This window comes from Pseudomonas guineae (assembly GCF_900113745.1).
Classification (GTDB): domain Bacteria; phylum Pseudomonadota; class Gammaproteobacteria; order Pseudomonadales; family Pseudomonadaceae; genus Aquipseudomonas; species Aquipseudomonas guineae.
Map to the genome: position 1 here is coordinate 79,915 of NZ_FOQL01000007.1, position 16,493 is coordinate 96,407.

Annotated in this window: 16 protein-coding genes; 9 read left to right on the top strand and 7 right to left on the bottom strand. The window is 58.7% G+C overall.

The window, feature by feature from the left end:
• Nucleotides 1-10 precede the first annotated feature (10 nt).
• Nucleotides 11-952: a CAF17-like 4Fe-4S cluster assembly/insertion protein YgfZ gene (gene ygfZ, locus BMZ32_RS18870; RefSeq protein WP_090244964.1), complete on the top strand. Its 942-nt coding sequence runs from the start codon at nt 11-13 to the stop codon at nt 950-952.
• 57 nt (nt 953-1,009) lie between these two features.
• Nucleotides 1,010-1,846: an HDOD domain-containing protein gene (locus BMZ32_RS18875; protein WP_090244966.1), complete on the top strand. Its 837-nt coding sequence runs from the start codon at nt 1,010-1,012 to the stop codon at nt 1,844-1,846.
• Between the two features lie 38 nt (nt 1,847-1,884).
• Here BMZ32_RS18875 and BMZ32_RS18880 read toward each other — a convergent pair whose 3' ends face one another.
• Together BMZ32_RS18880 and BMZ32_RS18885 are read right to left on the bottom strand one after the other, a co-directional pair.
• A complete protein-coding gene (locus tag BMZ32_RS18880; protein WP_090245070.1) occupies nt 1,885-3,276 on the bottom strand; it encodes a sensor histidine kinase in 1,392 nt (463 codons plus the stop codon).
• 7 nt (nt 3,277-3,283) lie between these two features.
• Nucleotides 3,284-3,964, bottom strand: a complete 681-nt coding sequence (locus tag BMZ32_RS18885) for a response regulator (RefSeq protein ID WP_090244969.1) — start codon at nt 3,962-3,964, stop codon at nt 3,284-3,286.
• A gap of 206 nt (nt 3,965-4,170) precedes the next feature.
• Here BMZ32_RS18885 and BMZ32_RS18890 point away from each other — a divergent pair, with 206 nt between their 5' ends.
• The 6 genes from BMZ32_RS18890 to BMZ32_RS18915 all read left to right on the top strand — a co-directional run bounded on the left by BMZ32_RS18890 (nt 4,171) and on the right by BMZ32_RS18915 (nt 10,586).
• A complete protein-coding gene (locus BMZ32_RS18890; RefSeq protein ID WP_090244971.1) occupies nt 4,171-5,442 on the top strand; it encodes an OprD family porin in 1,272 nt (423 codons plus the stop codon).
• Nucleotides 5,443-5,471: 29 nt separating this feature from the next.
• Entirely contained in the window at nt 5,472-6,449 is a 978-nt protein-coding gene (locus BMZ32_RS18895) for a Bug family tripartite tricarboxylate transporter substrate binding protein (protein WP_090244974.1), read from the top strand.
• 93 nt (nt 6,450-6,542) lie between these two features.
• Nucleotides 6,543-6,986, top strand: coding sequence for a tripartite tricarboxylate transporter TctB family protein (locus tag BMZ32_RS18900; protein ID WP_090244977.1), 444 nt, complete (start codon nt 6,543-6,545; stop codon nt 6,984-6,986).
• A 2-nt stretch (nt 6,987-6,988) separates the two neighbouring features.
• Nucleotides 6,989-8,497 (top strand): tripartite tricarboxylate transporter permease, encoded by a 1,509-nt coding sequence (locus BMZ32_RS18905; RefSeq protein WP_090244979.1) that lies wholly within the window; start codon nt 6,989-6,991, stop codon nt 8,495-8,497.
• Nucleotides 8,498-8,532: 35 nt separating this feature from the next.
• Nucleotides 8,533-9,573 carry an AbrB family transcriptional regulator gene (locus BMZ32_RS18910; protein ID WP_090244982.1) on the top strand — a complete coding sequence of 347 codons (1,041 nt, stop codon included), beginning with the start codon at nt 8,533-8,535 and terminating at the stop codon, nt 9,571-9,573.
• A gap of 146 nt (nt 9,574-9,719) precedes the next feature.
• Nucleotides 9,720-10,586 (top strand): DUF6279 family lipoprotein, encoded by an 867-nt coding sequence (locus BMZ32_RS18915; protein WP_090244984.1) that lies wholly within the window; start codon nt 9,720-9,722, stop codon nt 10,584-10,586.
• Here the strand turns inward: BMZ32_RS18915 and ung are convergent.
• From ung to BMZ32_RS18935, 4 genes are all read right to left on the bottom strand, one after another.
• On the bottom strand, nt 10,583-11,275 hold the full coding sequence (gene ung, locus BMZ32_RS18920; protein WP_090244987.1) for a uracil-DNA glycosylase: 693 nt from the start codon (nt 11,273-11,275) through the stop codon (nt 10,583-10,585). The genes BMZ32_RS18915 and ung overlap by 4 nt on opposite strands.
• A gap of 224 nt (nt 11,276-11,499) precedes the next feature.
• Entirely contained in the window at nt 11,500-12,711 is a 1,212-nt protein-coding gene (locus BMZ32_RS18925; protein ID WP_208598745.1) for an NADH:flavin oxidoreductase/NADH oxidase family protein, read from the bottom strand.
• 90 nt (nt 12,712-12,801) lie between these two features.
• Complete coding sequence (locus BMZ32_RS18930; protein WP_090244989.1) at nt 12,802-13,110, bottom strand: ArsR/SmtB family transcription factor; 309 nt, start codon at nt 13,108-13,110, stop codon at nt 12,802-12,804.
• A gap of 190 nt (nt 13,111-13,300) precedes the next feature.
• Entirely contained in the window at nt 13,301-14,275 is a 975-nt protein-coding gene (locus BMZ32_RS18935) for a LysR substrate-binding domain-containing protein (protein ID WP_208598746.1), read from the bottom strand.
• A gap of 93 nt (nt 14,276-14,368) precedes the next feature.
• Between BMZ32_RS18935 and BMZ32_RS18940 the strand changes: the two genes are divergently transcribed.
• Entirely contained in the window at nt 14,369-15,286 is a 918-nt protein-coding gene (locus BMZ32_RS18940) for a DMT family transporter (RefSeq protein WP_167376783.1), read from the top strand.
• Between the two features lie 241 nt (nt 15,287-15,527).
• Here the strand turns inward: BMZ32_RS18940 and BMZ32_RS18945 are convergent, their stop codons facing one another.
• Entirely contained in the window at nt 15,528-16,409 is an 882-nt protein-coding gene (locus tag BMZ32_RS18945; protein WP_090245078.1) for a helix-turn-helix transcriptional regulator, read from the bottom strand.
• Nucleotides 16,410-16,493 lie beyond the last annotated feature (84 nt).

Below are 16,493 nucleotides of genomic sequence, written 5' to 3' on the forward strand. Positions count from 1 at the left end.
CTAATCCACCATGGCCGATACCGCGTTCTATTGCACCCTCAGCCACGAAGGCATCCTCGCCGTACGCGGCCCAGACGCTAATAAGTTCCTCCAGGGCCAAGTCACCTGCAACCTCAACTACCTGAGCGATAGCCACACCAGCCTCGGTGCGCGCTGCACACCCAAAGGCCGTATGCAGTCGAGCTTTCGCATCGTGATGGTCAGTGACGGCTATTTATTGGCAATGGCCAGCGAGCTGCTTGAAGCGCAGCTGACCGACTTGAAAAAATACGCTGCATTCAGCAAATCCAAACTTGCCGACGAAAGCAGCGACTGGCTGCGTATTGGCTTAAGCGGTGGCGATAACGTCCTACGCAGCCTCGGCCTGGAGCTATCAGCGACAGTCGACAGCGTGACCCATGGCAATGAATTGCTGGCCCTGCGCCTGAGTGATGGCCGCGTCGAGCTGTGGATACCCGCCGCCCAGGCCGCAGCCGTGCAGGCCCAACTGGCCAGCCAGCTGCCAGAGGCGCCGCTCAACGACTGGCTATTAGCACAGGTGCGCGCCGGGATTGGCCAAGTCACGGGTAACACTCGCGAGCTGTTTATCCCGCAGATGATCAACTTGCAGGCCGTGGGCGGCGTGAGCTTTAAAAAAGGCTGCTACACCGGTCAGGAAATCGTTGCGCGCATGCAATACCTGGGCAAACTCAAACGCCACCTGTATCGCCTCGAACTGCAGGGCGATCAAGTGCCAGAAGCAGCCACTGGATTGTTTTCGCCCTCACACACCTCCAGTGTCGGCGAGGTTGTGTTGGCAGCCCGCAGCGAAACGGGCGTCGAGCTGCTCGCCGTGCTGCAAAGCGATGCCGTGCTGAATGGCAACATTCACCTGGGCTCTGCCGAGGGTAGCCCGCTGAGCGTGCTTGATTTGCCCTATACACTGGATTCAGACCGCGAAATACAGCGCTAATAGTCGCGCACCTTTTAATTACACTTATTTTGCCTCACCGCCTAAAGAGAATTGCCCATGAGTAAGCTTGCCGAAAAAGTCCAAGAAGAACTGCTCCTGGCTATCGACAGGGATGAACTGGTGCTGCCGACACTGCCCGAAGTCGCCCTGCGGGTGCGCGAAGCGGCGGAAGACCCGAACGTCGGAATTGCGGATCTGAGCAAGGTCATCGGTAACGACGCGGCGCTGACCGCGCGCATCATTAAGGTAGTTAACAGCCCACTGCTGCGCACCAGCAAGGAAATCACCGACCTGCAGATGGCAGTCGGCCGCTTGGGTATCAATTACACCAGCAACCTGGCCACCGGCCTGGCGATGGAGCAGATGTTCCAGGCCACCAGTGACGTAGTGGATCGCAAGATGCGCGAAGTGTGGAACAAAAGCACCGAAATCGCAGGTATTTGCCACGTCCTCTGCAAGCACTACACCCGCCTGATGCCGGACCAGGCCACTCTCGCAGGCCTAGTGCATCAGATCGGCATACTGCCAATCCTCACCTACGCCGAAGATCACAGCGAACTCCTGGCTGACTCCATTAGCCTCAACCACGTGATCGAGCAGATTCACCCGATCATTGGTGACAAAATCCTGCGCACCTGGGAGTTCCCCGAACAGATCGCCATGGTCCCCAGCCAGCACCTCGACTTCACCCGCGACAGCGCCAAAGTCGATTATGTCGATATCGTTCAAGTCGCCACCCTGCAGAGCTATCTGGGCAGCGAGCACCCTTACACCCAGCTGGACTGGAGCCAGATCCCGGCATTCCGCAAACTCGGCCTAGACCCGAGCCAGAACCTCAATGACGACGAAGACCTATCGGCTGCCATGGAAGCGGCCATGAGCATGCTGCAGTAACGCCGGACAACCTCCCGCAACATTGTTGCAGCGCCCACTCACTCGGGCGCTGCAACAAACTCAACGCGCACCCGCAACCCCTGCGGCTGCGCCTGATGCAGGCTGATCTGCGCCTGATGGGCGCGACAGATCTCACCGACAATCGCCAGCCCCAAGCCCGCTCCCGCCCCCTTACTGCTGTGCTGATAAAACCGAGCAAACACCGGCTCATGCGCCTCCGCTGGAATACCCGGACCATCATCCTCGACCTCCAGCACAATACTCGGTAGCACCCGCAAAATCACATTGCCGCCAACCGGCGTATGCGCCAGAGCGTTATCCAACAAATTGCACAGCAGCTCGTTGAGCAAGGTCGGCTCGCCGCTGACCCACACCGGTTGCTCAGCTTCCAATGCCAGAGCAATACCTCGCGCATGGGCCAAGGGCGCCAATGCCATCCCCAGCTCGCGGGCCAGCTGGCTTAAATCCAGACGCTGCGCACCTCCCTCGGCAATCGCCCGTGCGCCGCTTTCGATGCGCGCCAGAGAAAGTAATTGATTGGCCAGATGGGTCAGTTTGTCGGTGTTCTGCGCAACTTCTTCCAGGGTGCTACGCCAGACTTTTGATTCCTGCGCGCGCAGGCCAAGCTCGACCCGCGCTTTAAGGGCCGCCAACGGCGTACGTAACTCATGGGAGGCATTGGCAATAAACTGTGACTGACGCTCGAACAAATTACGCAGACGCTCATTGAACTGGTTGAGCGCATTAATCAGAGGGCGCAGCTCACGCGGCATACCGACCTCCGACAACGGCTGTAAATCCTCGCTGGTACGTGCCGCCACGCTAAGACGCAATGCATCCAACGGACGCAGCGCGGCACTCACCGCTAACCACACCAGCAGTAAGGCACTCAACGACAGCAACCCCATGCGCAATAAGGTGCCGAGCAGCAGCTCGCGGGCCATGCGCTCACGCGCGCCCTGAGTTTCCGCCACGCGAATTTCCGCGATGCCATTGAGCCCAGGCTCGCTGACCGGTTGCAGCAGACTGACCACCCGCACGCCCTGATTGCGATACTCAGCGTCATAGAAATGCGCCAACGCCGGATAGTCTTCGGTACGTTTGGTCCCTGGCGGGGCCGCAGGCAGATCTTCATAACCGGACACCAGAGCGCCCTGCATATCCAACACTTGGTAGTAGATGCGTCCGGCGCTGTCATAGGCAAAGGTATCCAGCGCCACATAGGGCACATTGGCATTCAAGCGCCCCGCCGTGGTGTACAGGCCGTCGGCAATCGCCCGCGCCGATGCCAGCAAGGTGCGGTCATAGGCGGTATCAGCGGCATGCCGCGCACTCCAGTAAGCGCTCAAGCTGCTGACCAATAAAATCAGCGTCAACAGCAGCGCCAAGCGGCGGATCAAGCGCCCGCGTAAGCTCCCGGGCGCAGCCACTGCGAGCTTACTGCGCGGCGTCACCCAGCGCCTCCAGCAAATAACCAAGGCCCCGAAAGGTGACAATTTTCACCCCGCCGCCTTCAAGCTTTTTACGCAGGCGATGCACATAGATTTCAATGGCGTCGCTGCTGGCCTCCTCGTCCAGGCCAAACACCTGAGCGGCTAACTGCTCCTTACTCATCACCCGGCCCGGCCTGGCAATCATCGCCTCCAGCACAGCTTGTTCACGGGAGGTCAGGGTGAGTAACGCATCGGCCAGGGTAAAGCGCCGGGTATCGAGGTCATACTGCAGGTTGCCGCAACGCTGCTGACGCTCACCACCGAGCACGCTGCGGCGCAGCAGCGCCTTAACCCGCGCTTCCAGCTCACTCAGCTCGAAGGGTTTCGCCAGGTAATCATCCGCCCCCAAATTGAGACCGTGCACACGGTCTTTAACCTCGCCACGCGCTGTCAGCATCAATACCGGCAGGTTCTTGCCGCGTTCACGCAGCCTGGTCAGCACCTGAAAACCGTCGAGGCGCGGCAGGCCTATATCGAGAATCGCCAAGGCGTAGTTCTCGCTACTCAGGGCCAGATCAGCGGCTACACCATCGTGCAGCATATCCACGCTAAGCCCGATGCCACGCAGGGCCTGGGCCACGCTTGCAGCCAGGGGCAGATGGTCCTCGACCAGTAGGACTCGCACGGCAGTAGTACTCCACGAACTTGTTGTTATGCGCCCAGTGTAACGGGGCAAAGGCTGCTGCGAACGTCCTAGGCACTTTCTTTCAAGCTGAAAGCCTGGTGAAAGCTTGCCCCTCTAACATCGGTCTCAGGTGGCTCGACCCACCTACCTAAACGACCTGCGCAGTGGCGCGCAGCCGTGACAAAAACAACAATGGAGACCACAGGATGCCGACTGCATCATATCGGGCACTTTCGCCTGTTCATCTGCTTAGCCTAGCCATCAGCACAGCCCTGCTTGCCCCCGCGGCCCACGCCGATTTCGTTGCCGACAGCAAAGCCAGCCTGACCACAACTAACATTTACCTCAACCGCGACTTCCGTGAAGGCACCAGCAGCCAGCAGAACAAGCGTGACGAATGGGGTCAGGGCTTCCTCCTCGACATCCAGTCCGGCTACACCGAAGGTACTGTCGGTTTCGGTGTGGACGCCCTGGGTATGCTCGGCGTCAAGCTCAACTCGGGCGGCGGCAGCACGGGCACCGACCTGCTCCCAGTGCAGGACGATGGCGGCACCCCAGATCAATTCGGCCGTGTGGGCCTAACCGGTAAAATCAAGGTCTCCAAGACCGAGCTGCGCTATGGCTCGCACATCCCTGAGCTACCCGTAGTCAAAGCCAGTGACAGTCGTTTGCTGCCGCAAGTGTTCGAAGGCGGCCTGCTGACTTCTTCCGAGCTAGAAGGCCTGACCTTTACTGGCGGACGTCTGGACAAGGTGATCGACCGCGCCTCGACCAACTCCGAAGAGCTAATCCTCAACAGTAAAAATAAGCGCTTCGCCGGCGGCGTTACCGCTGACCACCTGGACCTGATGGGCCTCGACTACAGTTTCAACAAACAACTCAAAGGTCGTTACTACTTCGCCGACCTCGATGACATCTACCGCCAGCACTTCTTCGGCCTGCTCGCCAGCCAGCCCTTGGGCAATGGCAACCTGAGTGCCGATGTGCGGATGATGTTGAGCAAGGACAGTGGCGCCGCCAATGCCGGCAAGGTCGACAACCGCGCCTTCAACGCCATGTTCACCTACGCCATTGCCGGCCACAAACTGGGGCTCGGCTTTCAGGACATGAGCGGCGACACGGGATACGCCTATATCGATGGCAGCGATCCGTTTCTGGTCAACTTCGTGCAGATCAACGACTTCGCCAACGCCGACGAGCGCTCCTGGCAGGCGCGTTACGACTATGACTTCGGCAAGCTCGGCGTACCTGGCCTGAGCTTTATGACCCGCTATATCAAAGGCAGCGATGCGCAGATTGCCGGCAGCAACGACACCGGTGGCGAGTGGGAACGCGACATCGAAGTGAAATACGTGGTGCAGAGCGGTCCGCTGAAAGATGTTTACGTACGTTTGCGCAACGCCAGCTTCAAGTCTGACTTCGCTCGCGACGCGGACGAAAACCGCGTCATCGTCGGCTACACGCTGCCGATCTGGTAATCCAAAATAAGAATTCAGAGGAACACACCATGAAAACTGCCTTTACCCGCATCGCCCTCGCTACCGCCTGTATGGCCTTTGCCGGCCAGCTGCTGGCGGCTGAACCCAAACGCCCGGAATGCATCGCCCCGGCCAAGCCCGGTGGCGGCTTCGACCTGACCTGCAAACTGGCGCAAAGCGGACTGAAAGACAGCGGCCTGCTGAAAGCACCGATGCGCGTGACCTACATGCCCGGCGGCGTTGGCGCGGTGGCCTATAACGCAGTAATTGCCCAGCGCGCCGATGACGCAGGCACCATCACGGCCTTCTCCAGCGGCTCGCTGCTCAACCTGGCGCAAGGCAAGTTCGGCCGGTACGACGAAACAGGTGTGCGCTGGCTGGCCGCCGTGGGCACTGACTATGGCGCGATCACCGTGCGCGCCGATTCGCCTTATCAGAACCTGGATGATCTGGTGCAGGCCTTGAAAAAAGAACCTGGCAGTATCGTCTTCGGTGCGGGCGCCACCATCGGTGGTCAGGATTGGATGCAGACGGCACTGATCGCTCGCCTAGCCGGCATCGACCCAAAAAACCTGCGTTATGTAGCTTTTGAAGGCGGCGGCGAAACCCTCACCGCCATGCTCGGCGGTCACGTGCAGGTCACCTCAAGCGGCTTGGGTGAAGTCACCCCGCAGCTGGCAGCGAAGAAGGTACGCATCCTCGCCGTACTCGCTGATGAGCGTCTGCCGGGTAAGCTGGCCGATATCCCAACCGCCAAGGAACAGGGCTACGACATCAGCTGGCCGGTGATCCGCGGTTTCTACATGGGCCCAGAGGTAACTGACGAGCAATACAACTGGTGGAAGCAGCAGTTCGACAGCCTGCTGGCCCGCGAAGACTTCGCCACCCTGCGCGAACAGCGTGACCTACTGCCCCTGGCAGTCACCGGTGATGAGCTGAAAGCCCTGGTCTTCAAGCAAGTTGAAGAATACAAGGCATTGGCAGGCGAGTTCGGCCTGGTCCAGTAACCACGCCAGTGAGACTCCGTAGGATGGGTTAGCCGCGGCCCGATCCATCCTACGTTTCAAGTTCTACCCCGACTCCCGACTAGGTAATTGATCATGTACGTTCGCCTGTTCGCCGCGAGCTGGCTGCTGTTTTGCGCCGTTCTCGCCGTTATTGCCTGGGGCTTCCAGGCACCCTTCGCCTACGACCCTGTGGGTCCGCGCGCTTATCCCTTGTTGCTGCTGGCGCTGATGGCTGCCGGTAGTTTGTGGCTGCTGCTCAAGCCCGGCCTGCTTGAGCAACGGTTCAACCGCCGCGCCGCGCTACGCGCCACGTTGTGCGTACTGACGCTGCTGGCTTATGCCTTGCTGTTTGAAACCCTTGGCTTTGTGATCAGCACCGCCTTGGCTGCCTTTGCCCTTGGCCTGCTGTTTACCGGCCGCCCGATTCCTTGCGCCATCACCGCTGTGCTGATGGGTGTGCTGCTGTATGTCCTGTTTGATTACCTGCTGGATGTGCCGCTACCCCTCGGCCTGTTCGAAGCCTTTGTGGAGAGCTGAAAATGGAAACCCTGAATTTCTTGATGCAAGGTTTTGAGGTCGCCATGCGCCCGGAAAACCTGTTGATGGCGCTGTTCGGTGCCTTTGTCGGCACCATCGTCGGTATGCTCCCCGGCCTGGGTCCGATCAACGGCGTAGCGCTGTTGCTGCCACTGGCTTTCGCCCTCGGCCTACCACCGGAAACCGCATTGATCCTGCTGGCTGCCGTGTACCTGGGCTGTGAATACGGCGGACGCATTTCCGCTATTTTGCTCAACGTACCGGGTGATGCCGCGGCTGTGATGACCACCCTTGATGGTTATCCGCTGGCCCGCCAGGGCAAGGCCGGCATCGCCCTGTCGCTGTCTGCCGTCAGCTCGTTTATCGGCAGCATCATCGCCACCTGCGGTGTAGTTCTATTTGCGCCACTGCTGGCGAAATGGGCGGTGGCCTTCGGCCCGGCCGAGTACTTCGTGCTGATGATTTTTGCTATCGCCTGCCTCGGCGGCATGGTTGGCGACAAACCGATGAAAACCCTGATGGCCGCGTTGATCGGCCTGGCACTGGCCACCGTCGGTGTGGACTCAACCACCGGCGTATACCGCTTCACCTTCGGCAGCGTCAGCCTCTCCGACGGCATCCAATTCGTCATCGTGGTGATCGGCTTCTTCAGCGTCAGTGAAGTGCTGTTGATGCTGGAAAAAACCCACAACGGCCAGAAAGCCGTAAAGGCCAGCGGTCGCCTGCTGTTCAACTTCAAAGAGTTCACCTTCACCTTCTGGACTATGGTGCGCAGCGCCGTCGCCGGTTTCGTTATCGGCACGTTGCCAGGCGCCGGCGCCACCATCGCCAGCGCCATGACCTATATGACTGAAAAGCGCATGGCCGGTAGTACAGGCAAGTTTGGTGAAGGCGACCTGCGCGGCCTGGCAGCGCCAGAAGCGGCTAACAACGCTTCGGCCTGCGGCTCGCTGATCCCCATGCTGACCCTTGGCGTACCCGGTTCCGGCACCACAGCAGTAATGATCGGCGCGCTGACGCTGTACAACATCACCCCTGGCCCACTGTTGTTTGAACAACAGCCCGATGTGGTCTGGGGCCTGATTGCCTCGCTGTTTATCGGCAACGTGATTTTGCTGGTGATGAACATCCCGCTGGTCGGCCTATTCTCGCGCATGCTCAGCGTACCCAACTGGGTGCTGGTGCCAGCGATCACCGTGATCAGCATGGTCGGCGTCTACGCGGTGCACAGCACTACCTTCGACTTGGTGCTGATGGTCGGCCTCGGCGTATTCGGCTATATCTTGCGCAAGCTGGATTTCCCGCTCTCGGCCTTAATCCTCGGCTTCGTCCTCGGAGAACTGATGGAAGACAACCTGCGCCGCGCCCTGTCGATCTCAGCAGGCGACCTGAACATCCTCTGGCACAGCCCGATCAGCCTGGGTTTGTGGGCACTCACTGCCGTGATGCTAGGCATGCCGGGGCTGCGCTGGTGGCGGGCACGTCGTGCGGCGCAACTGGCCAATGTGTAAGGTCTATTGCCGTTTCATCGCGAGCTCCAAATGAAATGACAACAGCCCCTAAACTGCCTGCACTCACGGGCTGGCAAGGCTGGTGGGCCACCCCACTGGTGGGTCTTGCCGGCGGCGCCTTGGCCAGTCTGATCGGCTGGCCTTTGCCGTGGATCATCGGCCCGCTGTTGGCCGTTATTGTCGCGCGCTGCAGCGGCTGGCTGATCAGCGAGGTGCCCGGCGGGCGCAAGACCGGCCAATGGCTGGTCGCCAGCGCCATTGGCTTGCACTTCACCCAAGCGGTATTCACTGAGTTGCTCAGCCACTTTGCGATCATTCTGTTTGGCGCGCTGATTACCCTGCTGCTCAGCCTAATTGGCATCACCTTGCTGCGTCGCGCTGGCCTGGATCGCGCCACTGCATTCTTTGCCAGCATGCCCGGCGGTGCCAGCGAGATGGTCAATCTGGCGCAACGGCACAACGCCGAAACCGCTAAGGTCGCGGCCGCCCACAGCCTAAGGTTGCTGCTCGTCGTGCTGCTGATCCCAGCGATCTTCACTTGGAGCCTGCCCCCCATCGCGCCTCCAGCGCCCGCACCGGTGAGCTGGCCATGGCTGGCGATACTGTTACCAGGGGGTGCGTTGTTGGCGTGGCTGTGGGGCAAGCTGAAACAACCCAACCCGTGGATGCTCGGCCCGCTAACTGTGTGTGCATTGGCCAGCGTGAGTTTCGACCTGCATTTGGGGTTGCCTGATGGCTTGGGCCAAATCGGCCAGTGGCTGATCGGCTGCGCTCTGGGCTGTCACTTCGACCGCACGTTCTTTCGCAGCGCGCCGGGCTTTCTCGCGCGCATTCTGCTGTTCAGCCTACTCGCCATGCTCGCCGCCGCGGGCTTGGGTCAAAGCCTCGGCTGGCTGGCCGGGGCCAACCAAAGCTCGCTGATGCTCGGCATGATGCCTGGCGGCATCACTGAACTGTGCCTGACGGCTGAAGCCCTGCAACTCTCGGTGGCCTTAGTCACTGCTTTACAGGTGCTGCGGCTGTTTTTGGTGATGTTCCTCGCCGAACCCTTATTCAGGCTCTGGCAGCGCAGCTGAAACCCCTCATCGACCACGTTTAGCCCGCCTTGCGCGGGCTCTTTTTTGCCTGTGGCGCGGGCAGTTTTTGTTTAGCAGATATGTCCACTACCACGCAGGCATGTGCGTCTGGCGTAATCTCAGGCTTAACCTTCGAGGCAACCTGGATGAATGTGCTGCGCTGGCCTGCCGTGAAAACGCTGCTGCTATTGCTCTGCCTGAGCCTGCTGATTACAGCCTGTAGCCGTTTAGGATTGGCCTATCGCAACCTGGACTGGCTGGTGCCTTGGCGACTGAACGACTACTTGAACCTCAATGCTCAACAACAGGCCTGGCTCAAACCGCGCCTACAGAAACACCTGCAATGGCACTGCAGCAGCGAGCTGCCACGCTATATCGACTGGCTGCACAGCACCGAAAGCATCCTCGCTCAGCCGCAACCGGATAGCGTCCGGTTGCTTGAACAATTCGGCCAGTTCGATGCCGCGCTCAAACGCATCAGCGTCGAGATCACCCCTACCGTAATTGTGCTACTGCAGGGGCTGAGTGAGCAGCAGGTCAGCGAGCTATTCGCTGCGCTCGAAGAGGACAACGTAGAGGACCGTCAGGACTTCCTCGACCCACCGTTGAACACCCAGATCAGCGAACGCCGTGAGCGCATGCAGGAGCGCCTGAGACCCTGGCTGGGCCGCCTTAACAGCGCACAAAATGAACACCTTGCGGACTGGGCTAATAGCCTCAGTGAGCAAACCCGCCTGTGGTTGGAGAATCGCCAGCGATGGCAGGAGCAATTGCGAAGCGTGCTCGCCGAACCTGACAGTGCTGATTTCGCACCGCAGCTGACCCGCCTGTTACAGCAACGCGAAGCGTTCTACAGCGACGCGTACCGCGCCAGTTATGACCGTTCGCGTCAAGCATTCGCCACCCTGTTCAGCCAGCTGTTGAGCAGTGCCGATGCAGCACAGCGCGAGCGCTTGGCCCATCGCCTGCGCGACCTGCGCCGTGACCTTGTCGAGCAGCAGTGCCAGGCTTAAACCTCAGACAGCCGCCAGTCGATCGGACTCAGCGCATGCTGCTGGAGGAACTTATTGCAGCGACTGAAATGGCCGTTGCCGATAAAGCCGCGATGCGCCGATAGCGGTGACGGGTGTACCGACTTCAGCACTAGGTGCTTGCTGCTATCGATGAGTTTTTCTTTGCTTTGCGCATGCGCGCCCCAGAGCAGGAACACCAGGCTAGGTTGCTGCTGGCTGACCACTTCGATGACCTTGTCGGTAAAGGCCTGCCAACCGATCTTGGCGTGGGAGCCGGCGATGCCATGCTCGACTGTAAGCGAGGTGTTGAGCAGCAGCACGCCCTGCTCCGCCCAACGCTGCAGGTTGCCGTGGCTGGCGATATCGATATTCAAGTCGCGCTTAAGCTCTTTATAGATGTTGACCAATGACGGCGGGGTTTTCACGCCCGGCTGCACCGAGAAACACAGGCCATGGGCCTGGCCCGCACCGTGGTAAGGGTCCTGACCAATCACCACCACCTTGACCTGCGCCAACGGCGTGGAATTCAAGGCATTGAAAATCAGCGCACCCGGTGGATAAATCTCTTTTCCCGCGGCCTTCTCTGCGCGTAGAAAGTCGCCCAGTTCGCGCATGTAGGGCTTCTCGAACTCATCCTGCAGCGCCGCTTTCCAGCCCGCTTCGAGTTTGACGTTTTCTGCAGCGCTCATGCCTATTTCCTGCCTGTAACAACGGAGACGGCACGCTAAGGAAGGAGTCCATGCAAGTCAAGGCGAGTGCTTGGTACCGCGCCGAAACAAGCCGCTTTCGCTCAGTTGCTGAAGGCCGAGTTGCTCGATTTAGAGACTGGCAATGGTTGTGACTGCCGGCTGTCGACCCAAGTAACCGTTAAGAGGCAGACCAACGCCGACTTGAATGATCTAAGCGCCGCTTGTCAGACCCGGAAAGCAAGTTTCCAGTCTTTGCAACGGCCTGCATCGCGCAAGTCATAGAGGCTAATGGCGGTCTCTAAATCCAAACTGAAGTCATCCTCACGGTCTTCTGCGAGCGCCGTTAATCGCATCGAGTACCAAGCGGTTACTCCACCGGGAGGCGATGTAACGAACGTTGGAAACTTAGGGTCGCCGCTACTGCCGCTCAACCAATCGCGCGCAAGATTCGGATTAAGCGCCATGGCACGACCGATGCCGACCATATCGACAGCGCCGCTGTCTAGAGCATCAACTGCTTGTTGTCGCGTTTTAAAGCCACCGGTTGCCATGACAGAAATGACGGTCGATTTTTTCGCTCGACGGGCAAAATCAAGGAAATACGGCCCGCGTGCAGAGGGGCTATCTGAACTTGAAGCAGCGCCCGGAAAATAGGTCCCGCCGCTGATATCGATCAGATCAATCGATGTTTGATCGAGCATGCGAACTACTTCTAGAGCCTCGTCTTCCGTCAATCCACCTTGCAGTTTATCGGTCGAATTGATCTTGATAGCTATCGCAAACGAAGCGCCAACAGCCTGCCGAACTGCTCCTATCACCTCGCGAACGAGGCGGAATCTCGCCTCTATTGAGCCGCCATATCCGTCTGTCCGGTGATTGAATAATGGCGATAAAAATTGGCTCAACAGAAATCCGTGTCCGGCATGAATTTGCACACCGCCAAATCCTGCTTCTTTGGCAATGAACGCAGCCCTGGCGTAGATACCCGTCAACTCTCCAATGTCAGTGCTGGTCATGCCCACACATTGCAGCCCTTCTATATCCAGCGGGGATGGGCCCTTGGGGCGGCTGATAGGCAAATGGGAAAGCGCCCCGGCGTGTCCGAGTTGCGGCCAAAGATGCGCACCCTCAGCTGAACCTCTACGAGCCAAAGATCGCAACGCCCCTAAATCGGCATCAGCTCCCAGCACTAAATTTCCGGGCTTTTCGGGATAACGCGGATCTCCTTGCACCTCGCCAATTAGCGATAACGCCACGCCACCTTCCGCCCAGCGTTCATAGAGCCGCGCCTGTGCGTCAGTAGCATTACCTTTCCCATCACCAAGCGAATCCGACATCGCTGACTTTGTCAGTCGATTTTTCAGAATCACTCCACAAGGAAGCTCAAGCGGGCGGCTCAGTACATTTCCCGTGGCTGAGTATTCATGCGTGATCATTGGCTGCGTCATCTTGAACCCCATCGTAATATCTCGATATTTCGTTTTAAATGCGCAGAAAAGGCTGCGTGCGCAGTTCTCATCTAACCCCTAGGGCTTCAATAACTCCTTAGCAACCTCGTCGAGAAACACCTGAATGTTTCCCTCATTGCGCCGGTAAAACGTCCACTGCCCATGACGCTCAGCAAGCACCAACCCAGCCTGCTTTAGCACACCCATGTAGTTTGAGATTGTTGATTGCGAAAGCCCGGCCTTCTCTTGAATGTAGGCAACACATACACCATCCAAATCCGCATGTTCAGGCAGAGAGGGGGGAAAGTTTGACCGGTCTTTCAACCATTCAAGAATTCTGCGCCGTGCAGGGTTGTTTAGAGCGGCAATAACGTTTTCTATATCCATAAAATACGATATATCGATAAATCGACATTGGTCAAGCAGAGCATTGACCTCAGGGAAGCAATGCGTGTTAGTTCCCGCCCTTGAATGGCTACTACTTGCCGACTCCCGCCGGTGGTGACCAACACACCCGGCCAATAGCGACAGTCTGACGCCCTAACCCTGACCGAGCGCTGAGTTTGCGCTTCACGGGTTAAACCTGTGAATGTGGTGGCGGGCCGACGCGCGTTGCAGCGCCCTCTATCAGCCAATCCCTGAATAGCGTTGTGGCTACCGACATTGGCCGGGCGCGGTCATGCACGACGAACTCGGCCAGCCCCGTTTCAACACAAAAATCAGTCACCCGTACCAGCTCACCTTTGCTTATCGCCTCTTGCGCCATAAACGCCCAGGCGAGACCAACTCCTCTGCCTTCTTGAATCGCAGCGTACGTCAGGGTGAGCTGGTTGAACGTGGGGTCTGACTTAGGCGATTGGTAGGCAATATCGAAGTGAGCAAACCAGTCACGCCACTCGATACAGTCCCATGACGAAGCCAGCTGAATCAGTGGCAGACCGGCCAGCTCCTCGAGCGTTTGCACCTCGCTACCTAAAACCCCAGCGCAAGCCACCGGATAGATGACCTCGGGGATAAGCGCGGTCGCCTCCAAACTTGGCCAATCGCCTGCGCCATAAAGAATCGCCAGATCATGGTCGGGCACCATAAAAGGCATGATCTCGTTACTGGCATGGATGTGAATGGTGATTTCCGGGTGCAGGGCATTGAAACTGAGCAAGCGTGGAAATAACCAAAACTGAGAGACGGCATGGGTCGCCAGCACGCTGACGGTATTGGGGTTGTGTGTTGAGCTAATCCGCTGCCCCGACACCTGTATGCGTTGCAGTGCTGGCACGACATCCTGATGGTAGAGCCCGCCCGCGGTTGAAAGCTCGACGCCCCGCGCGCCCCTAATGAACAGTGCAACGCCGAGTGCCTGCTCGAGTGTGCGCACTTGTTTGCTGACCGCGCTTTGGGTCACGCACAGCTCATCGGCGGCGCGGGTGAAACTCCCCAAGCGGGCAACGGACTCGAAGGCAATTAACGTATCGAGCGGAGGAAGTTGGCGAAAGCGTCCGGACACTAAGTTTACTCGACTGAATGTATGCCAAAACGGAATAGCAATATGCATCAATGTCGCTGCTAGGCTCCAGAATCATACCGTAATCTCTGCGCCTAACTGAGGGGGCAGAACGATATGAGAACAGCAATAGTCCAAGGAGGCATGGCAGGCGCCCTGTGGGGAGCCGTGATTGTCGCGCCCTCGCTGATTCCGGACGTTCATCCGGTGGTGATCAGCTGCGTACGGTTTTTGCTCTACGGGCTGTTTGCGACCCTTGTTGCAATGCCCATCGCGCGCTCACTGATTAGCCGCCTGACTCGCCAGGATCAGCTCCTACTGCTTGAGTTGGCACTGACTGGCAACCTGGTTTACTTCATATTGTTGAGTGCAGCCGTGCAGTATGCCGGCATCGCCACAGCCTCCCTTATCAATGGACTCATACCCGTAGCAGTGATGCTCATGGGCCGCCGCTTCAGTCAGGCCAGCTTGCGCTCAATGCTGACCTCGCTCGCCCTGATCATCACCGGCATCATCTGGATCAATCTTCCAGCCGTCATGCAAGCCATTCGCGGTGAAGGCAGCATGCGCCAAGTTCTGGGCGCCGCTTACGCAGGACTCGGTGTGCTGTCATGGTCATGGTTTGCATTACGCAATGCCCATCAACTGAAAACAGGCCGCTTCAGCCCAAGGGAATGGTCAACGCTGCTGGGCATAACAACCGGTTTCGTGGCCCTGCTGCTGACCGTCATGGTGGTCCTGACTCAGCCTCAGCTATTACCCACCAACCTAGCCCCCGGACGACTCTCCACGTTTATGATGACAGCACTCTTCATGGCCATTGGTGGCTCCTGGGTCGCCAACGCGCTGTGGAACGCATCAGCCCAGCGCTTGCCGGTATCCATTGGCGGTCAAATGATCGTCTTCGAAACCCTTTGCGCCCTGCTTTACAGCTACTTGCTGGCCCGGGCGCTGCCTGGCTCTATGGAGGTGTTAGGTGTGTTGCTGGTCTTGGGCGGCGTTTTCTGGGCGATCTACTCCGAAGCCCGCAGCGCAATACCCAGACGACTACAAGTGAGCTAAAGAAGGAGATCAACTTCACGCAGGAGGATCACAAATCCGGCCTTGCAGGCGCGTCGAGACTGCTTCGCCGAGCACACATCGGGAGCAAGCGGGGGCGACCTGCTAAATTCATACGAACAACCCGCTACGCCCCTCGGGTCCTAACAACGGAAACCTTAGCGCTCGCCAAGCAAGCCCTTCAGTCAGTCACAACCAACAGCTATTGGCCGAAACCTGCCGCCTGCCCCAGATACATTTCAACTCAGCCCTGATGCAGCGCCCGGTAATGACTGGGCGCCATGCCCACCACTTTGCGAAACAGCCGCGAGAAGTAATACACATCGTCATAACCCAACTGCTCGGCCACCTGACGAATGCCCTGCTCGCCTTCATCGAGCAGGCGGCAGGCGTGAGCCATTTTTAGCTGGATAAACTCCTGAATCGGCGCATGCCCGGTCAGCGCACGGTAGGTTTTGGCGAAGTGAAAGCGCGACAGCTTGAACTGCGCGGCCAGTTCATCGAGGTTAAGCGAGCCATGCAAATGCGCGCGCATGACCGCCTGTACGGCGTCCACATCCAGCACCCGTCCGGATTTCAAGGTGGTGCGTGCCGGCAGCACTGCCAATGAGGTCAGCAGCACCTGCAACTGGTGCGCCGCATGGATGAAATGCGCCAGATTCAAGCCTTGCTTACGCAAATTCAGCAGCGCGTCGAACTCCGCCAGCAACCGTGGCTGCACGCCAATGCGCCATAGCGGCCCACTGCCTAGCGGTTTGAGAAAGTCCGCCACCAGCTCACCGTCAAAATGCACCCAGTACAGGGTCCAGGGCTTTTGTGCGTCTGCGCCATAGGTGTGGGCAACACCTTTTGGCAGCACTAACAAGTCGCCGCCACTGACAGCTAATCGTCCATCAGGCGTATCCAGCCAGCCCTGCCCCGCGCGGCAATAGATCAACAGATGGTCGTCCGGCAGTGGGCGGTGCATACGGTGCCCCTGCGCCTGCGGATAAAACCCCAGCGCCAACGGATAGCAGCCTTGCGCCAGTGGGCTGCGGGCCAGCAAGCGACGCAGCCGGGGTGGCGTGATAAAGCGCACACCATTGGCTGGCAGTGGCCAGTTGGAGGTATCGACATAGGCTGGCATTCGGCTATCCGCGCACACTTCAATCGCAAGATAGTCCATCTAGCAGCCAAGATCGTCAATCCACAAAGCGGCTCATGGCGGCTA

Bases quoted from the DNA above. Each gene is read 5' to 3' on its own strand.
- ygfZ (WP_090244964.1), top strand. From the start codon at position 11: ATGGCCGATACCGCGTTCTATTGCACCCTCAGCCACGAAGGCATCCTC.
- BMZ32_RS18875 (WP_090244966.1), top strand. From the start codon at position 1,010: ATGAGTAAGCTTGCCGAAAAAGTCCAAGAAGAACTGCTCCTGGCTATC.
- BMZ32_RS18890 (WP_090244971.1), top strand. From the start codon at position 4,171: ATGCCGACTGCATCATATCGGGCACTTTCGCCTGTTCATCTGCTTAGC.
- BMZ32_RS18895 (WP_090244974.1), top strand. From the start codon at position 5,472: ATGAAAACTGCCTTTACCCGCATCGCCCTCGCTACCGCCTGTATGGCC.
- BMZ32_RS18900 (WP_090244977.1), top strand. From the start codon at position 6,543: ATGTACGTTCGCCTGTTCGCCGCGAGCTGGCTGCTGTTTTGCGCCGTT.
- BMZ32_RS18905 (WP_090244979.1), top strand. From the start codon at position 6,989: ATGGAAACCCTGAATTTCTTGATGCAAGGTTTTGAGGTCGCCATGCGC.
- BMZ32_RS18910 (WP_090244982.1), top strand. From the start codon at position 8,533: ATGACAACAGCCCCTAAACTGCCTGCACTCACGGGCTGGCAAGGCTGG.
- BMZ32_RS18915 (WP_090244984.1), top strand. From the start codon at position 9,720: ATGAATGTGCTGCGCTGGCCTGCCGTGAAAACGCTGCTGCTATTGCTC.
- ung (WP_090244987.1), bottom strand. From the start codon at position 11,275: ATGAGCGCTGCAGAAAACGTCAAACTCGAAGCGGGCTGGAAAGCGGCG.
- BMZ32_RS18925 (WP_208598745.1), bottom strand. From the start codon at position 12,711: ATGATCACGCATGAATACTCAGCCACGGGAAATGTACTGAGCCGCCCG.
- BMZ32_RS18930 (WP_090244989.1), bottom strand. From the start codon at position 13,110: ATGGATATAGAAAACGTTATTGCCGCTCTAAACAACCCTGCACGGCGC.
- BMZ32_RS18935 (WP_208598746.1), bottom strand. From the start codon at position 14,275: ATGCATATTGCTATTCCGTTTTGGCATACATTCAGTCGAGTAAACTTA.
- BMZ32_RS18940 (WP_167376783.1), top strand. From the start codon at position 14,369: ATGGCAGGCGCCCTGTGGGGAGCCGTGATTGTCGCGCCCTCGCTGATT.
- BMZ32_RS18945 (WP_090245078.1), bottom strand. From the start codon at position 16,409: ATGCCAGCCTATGTCGATACCTCCAACTGGCCACTGCCAGCCAATGGT.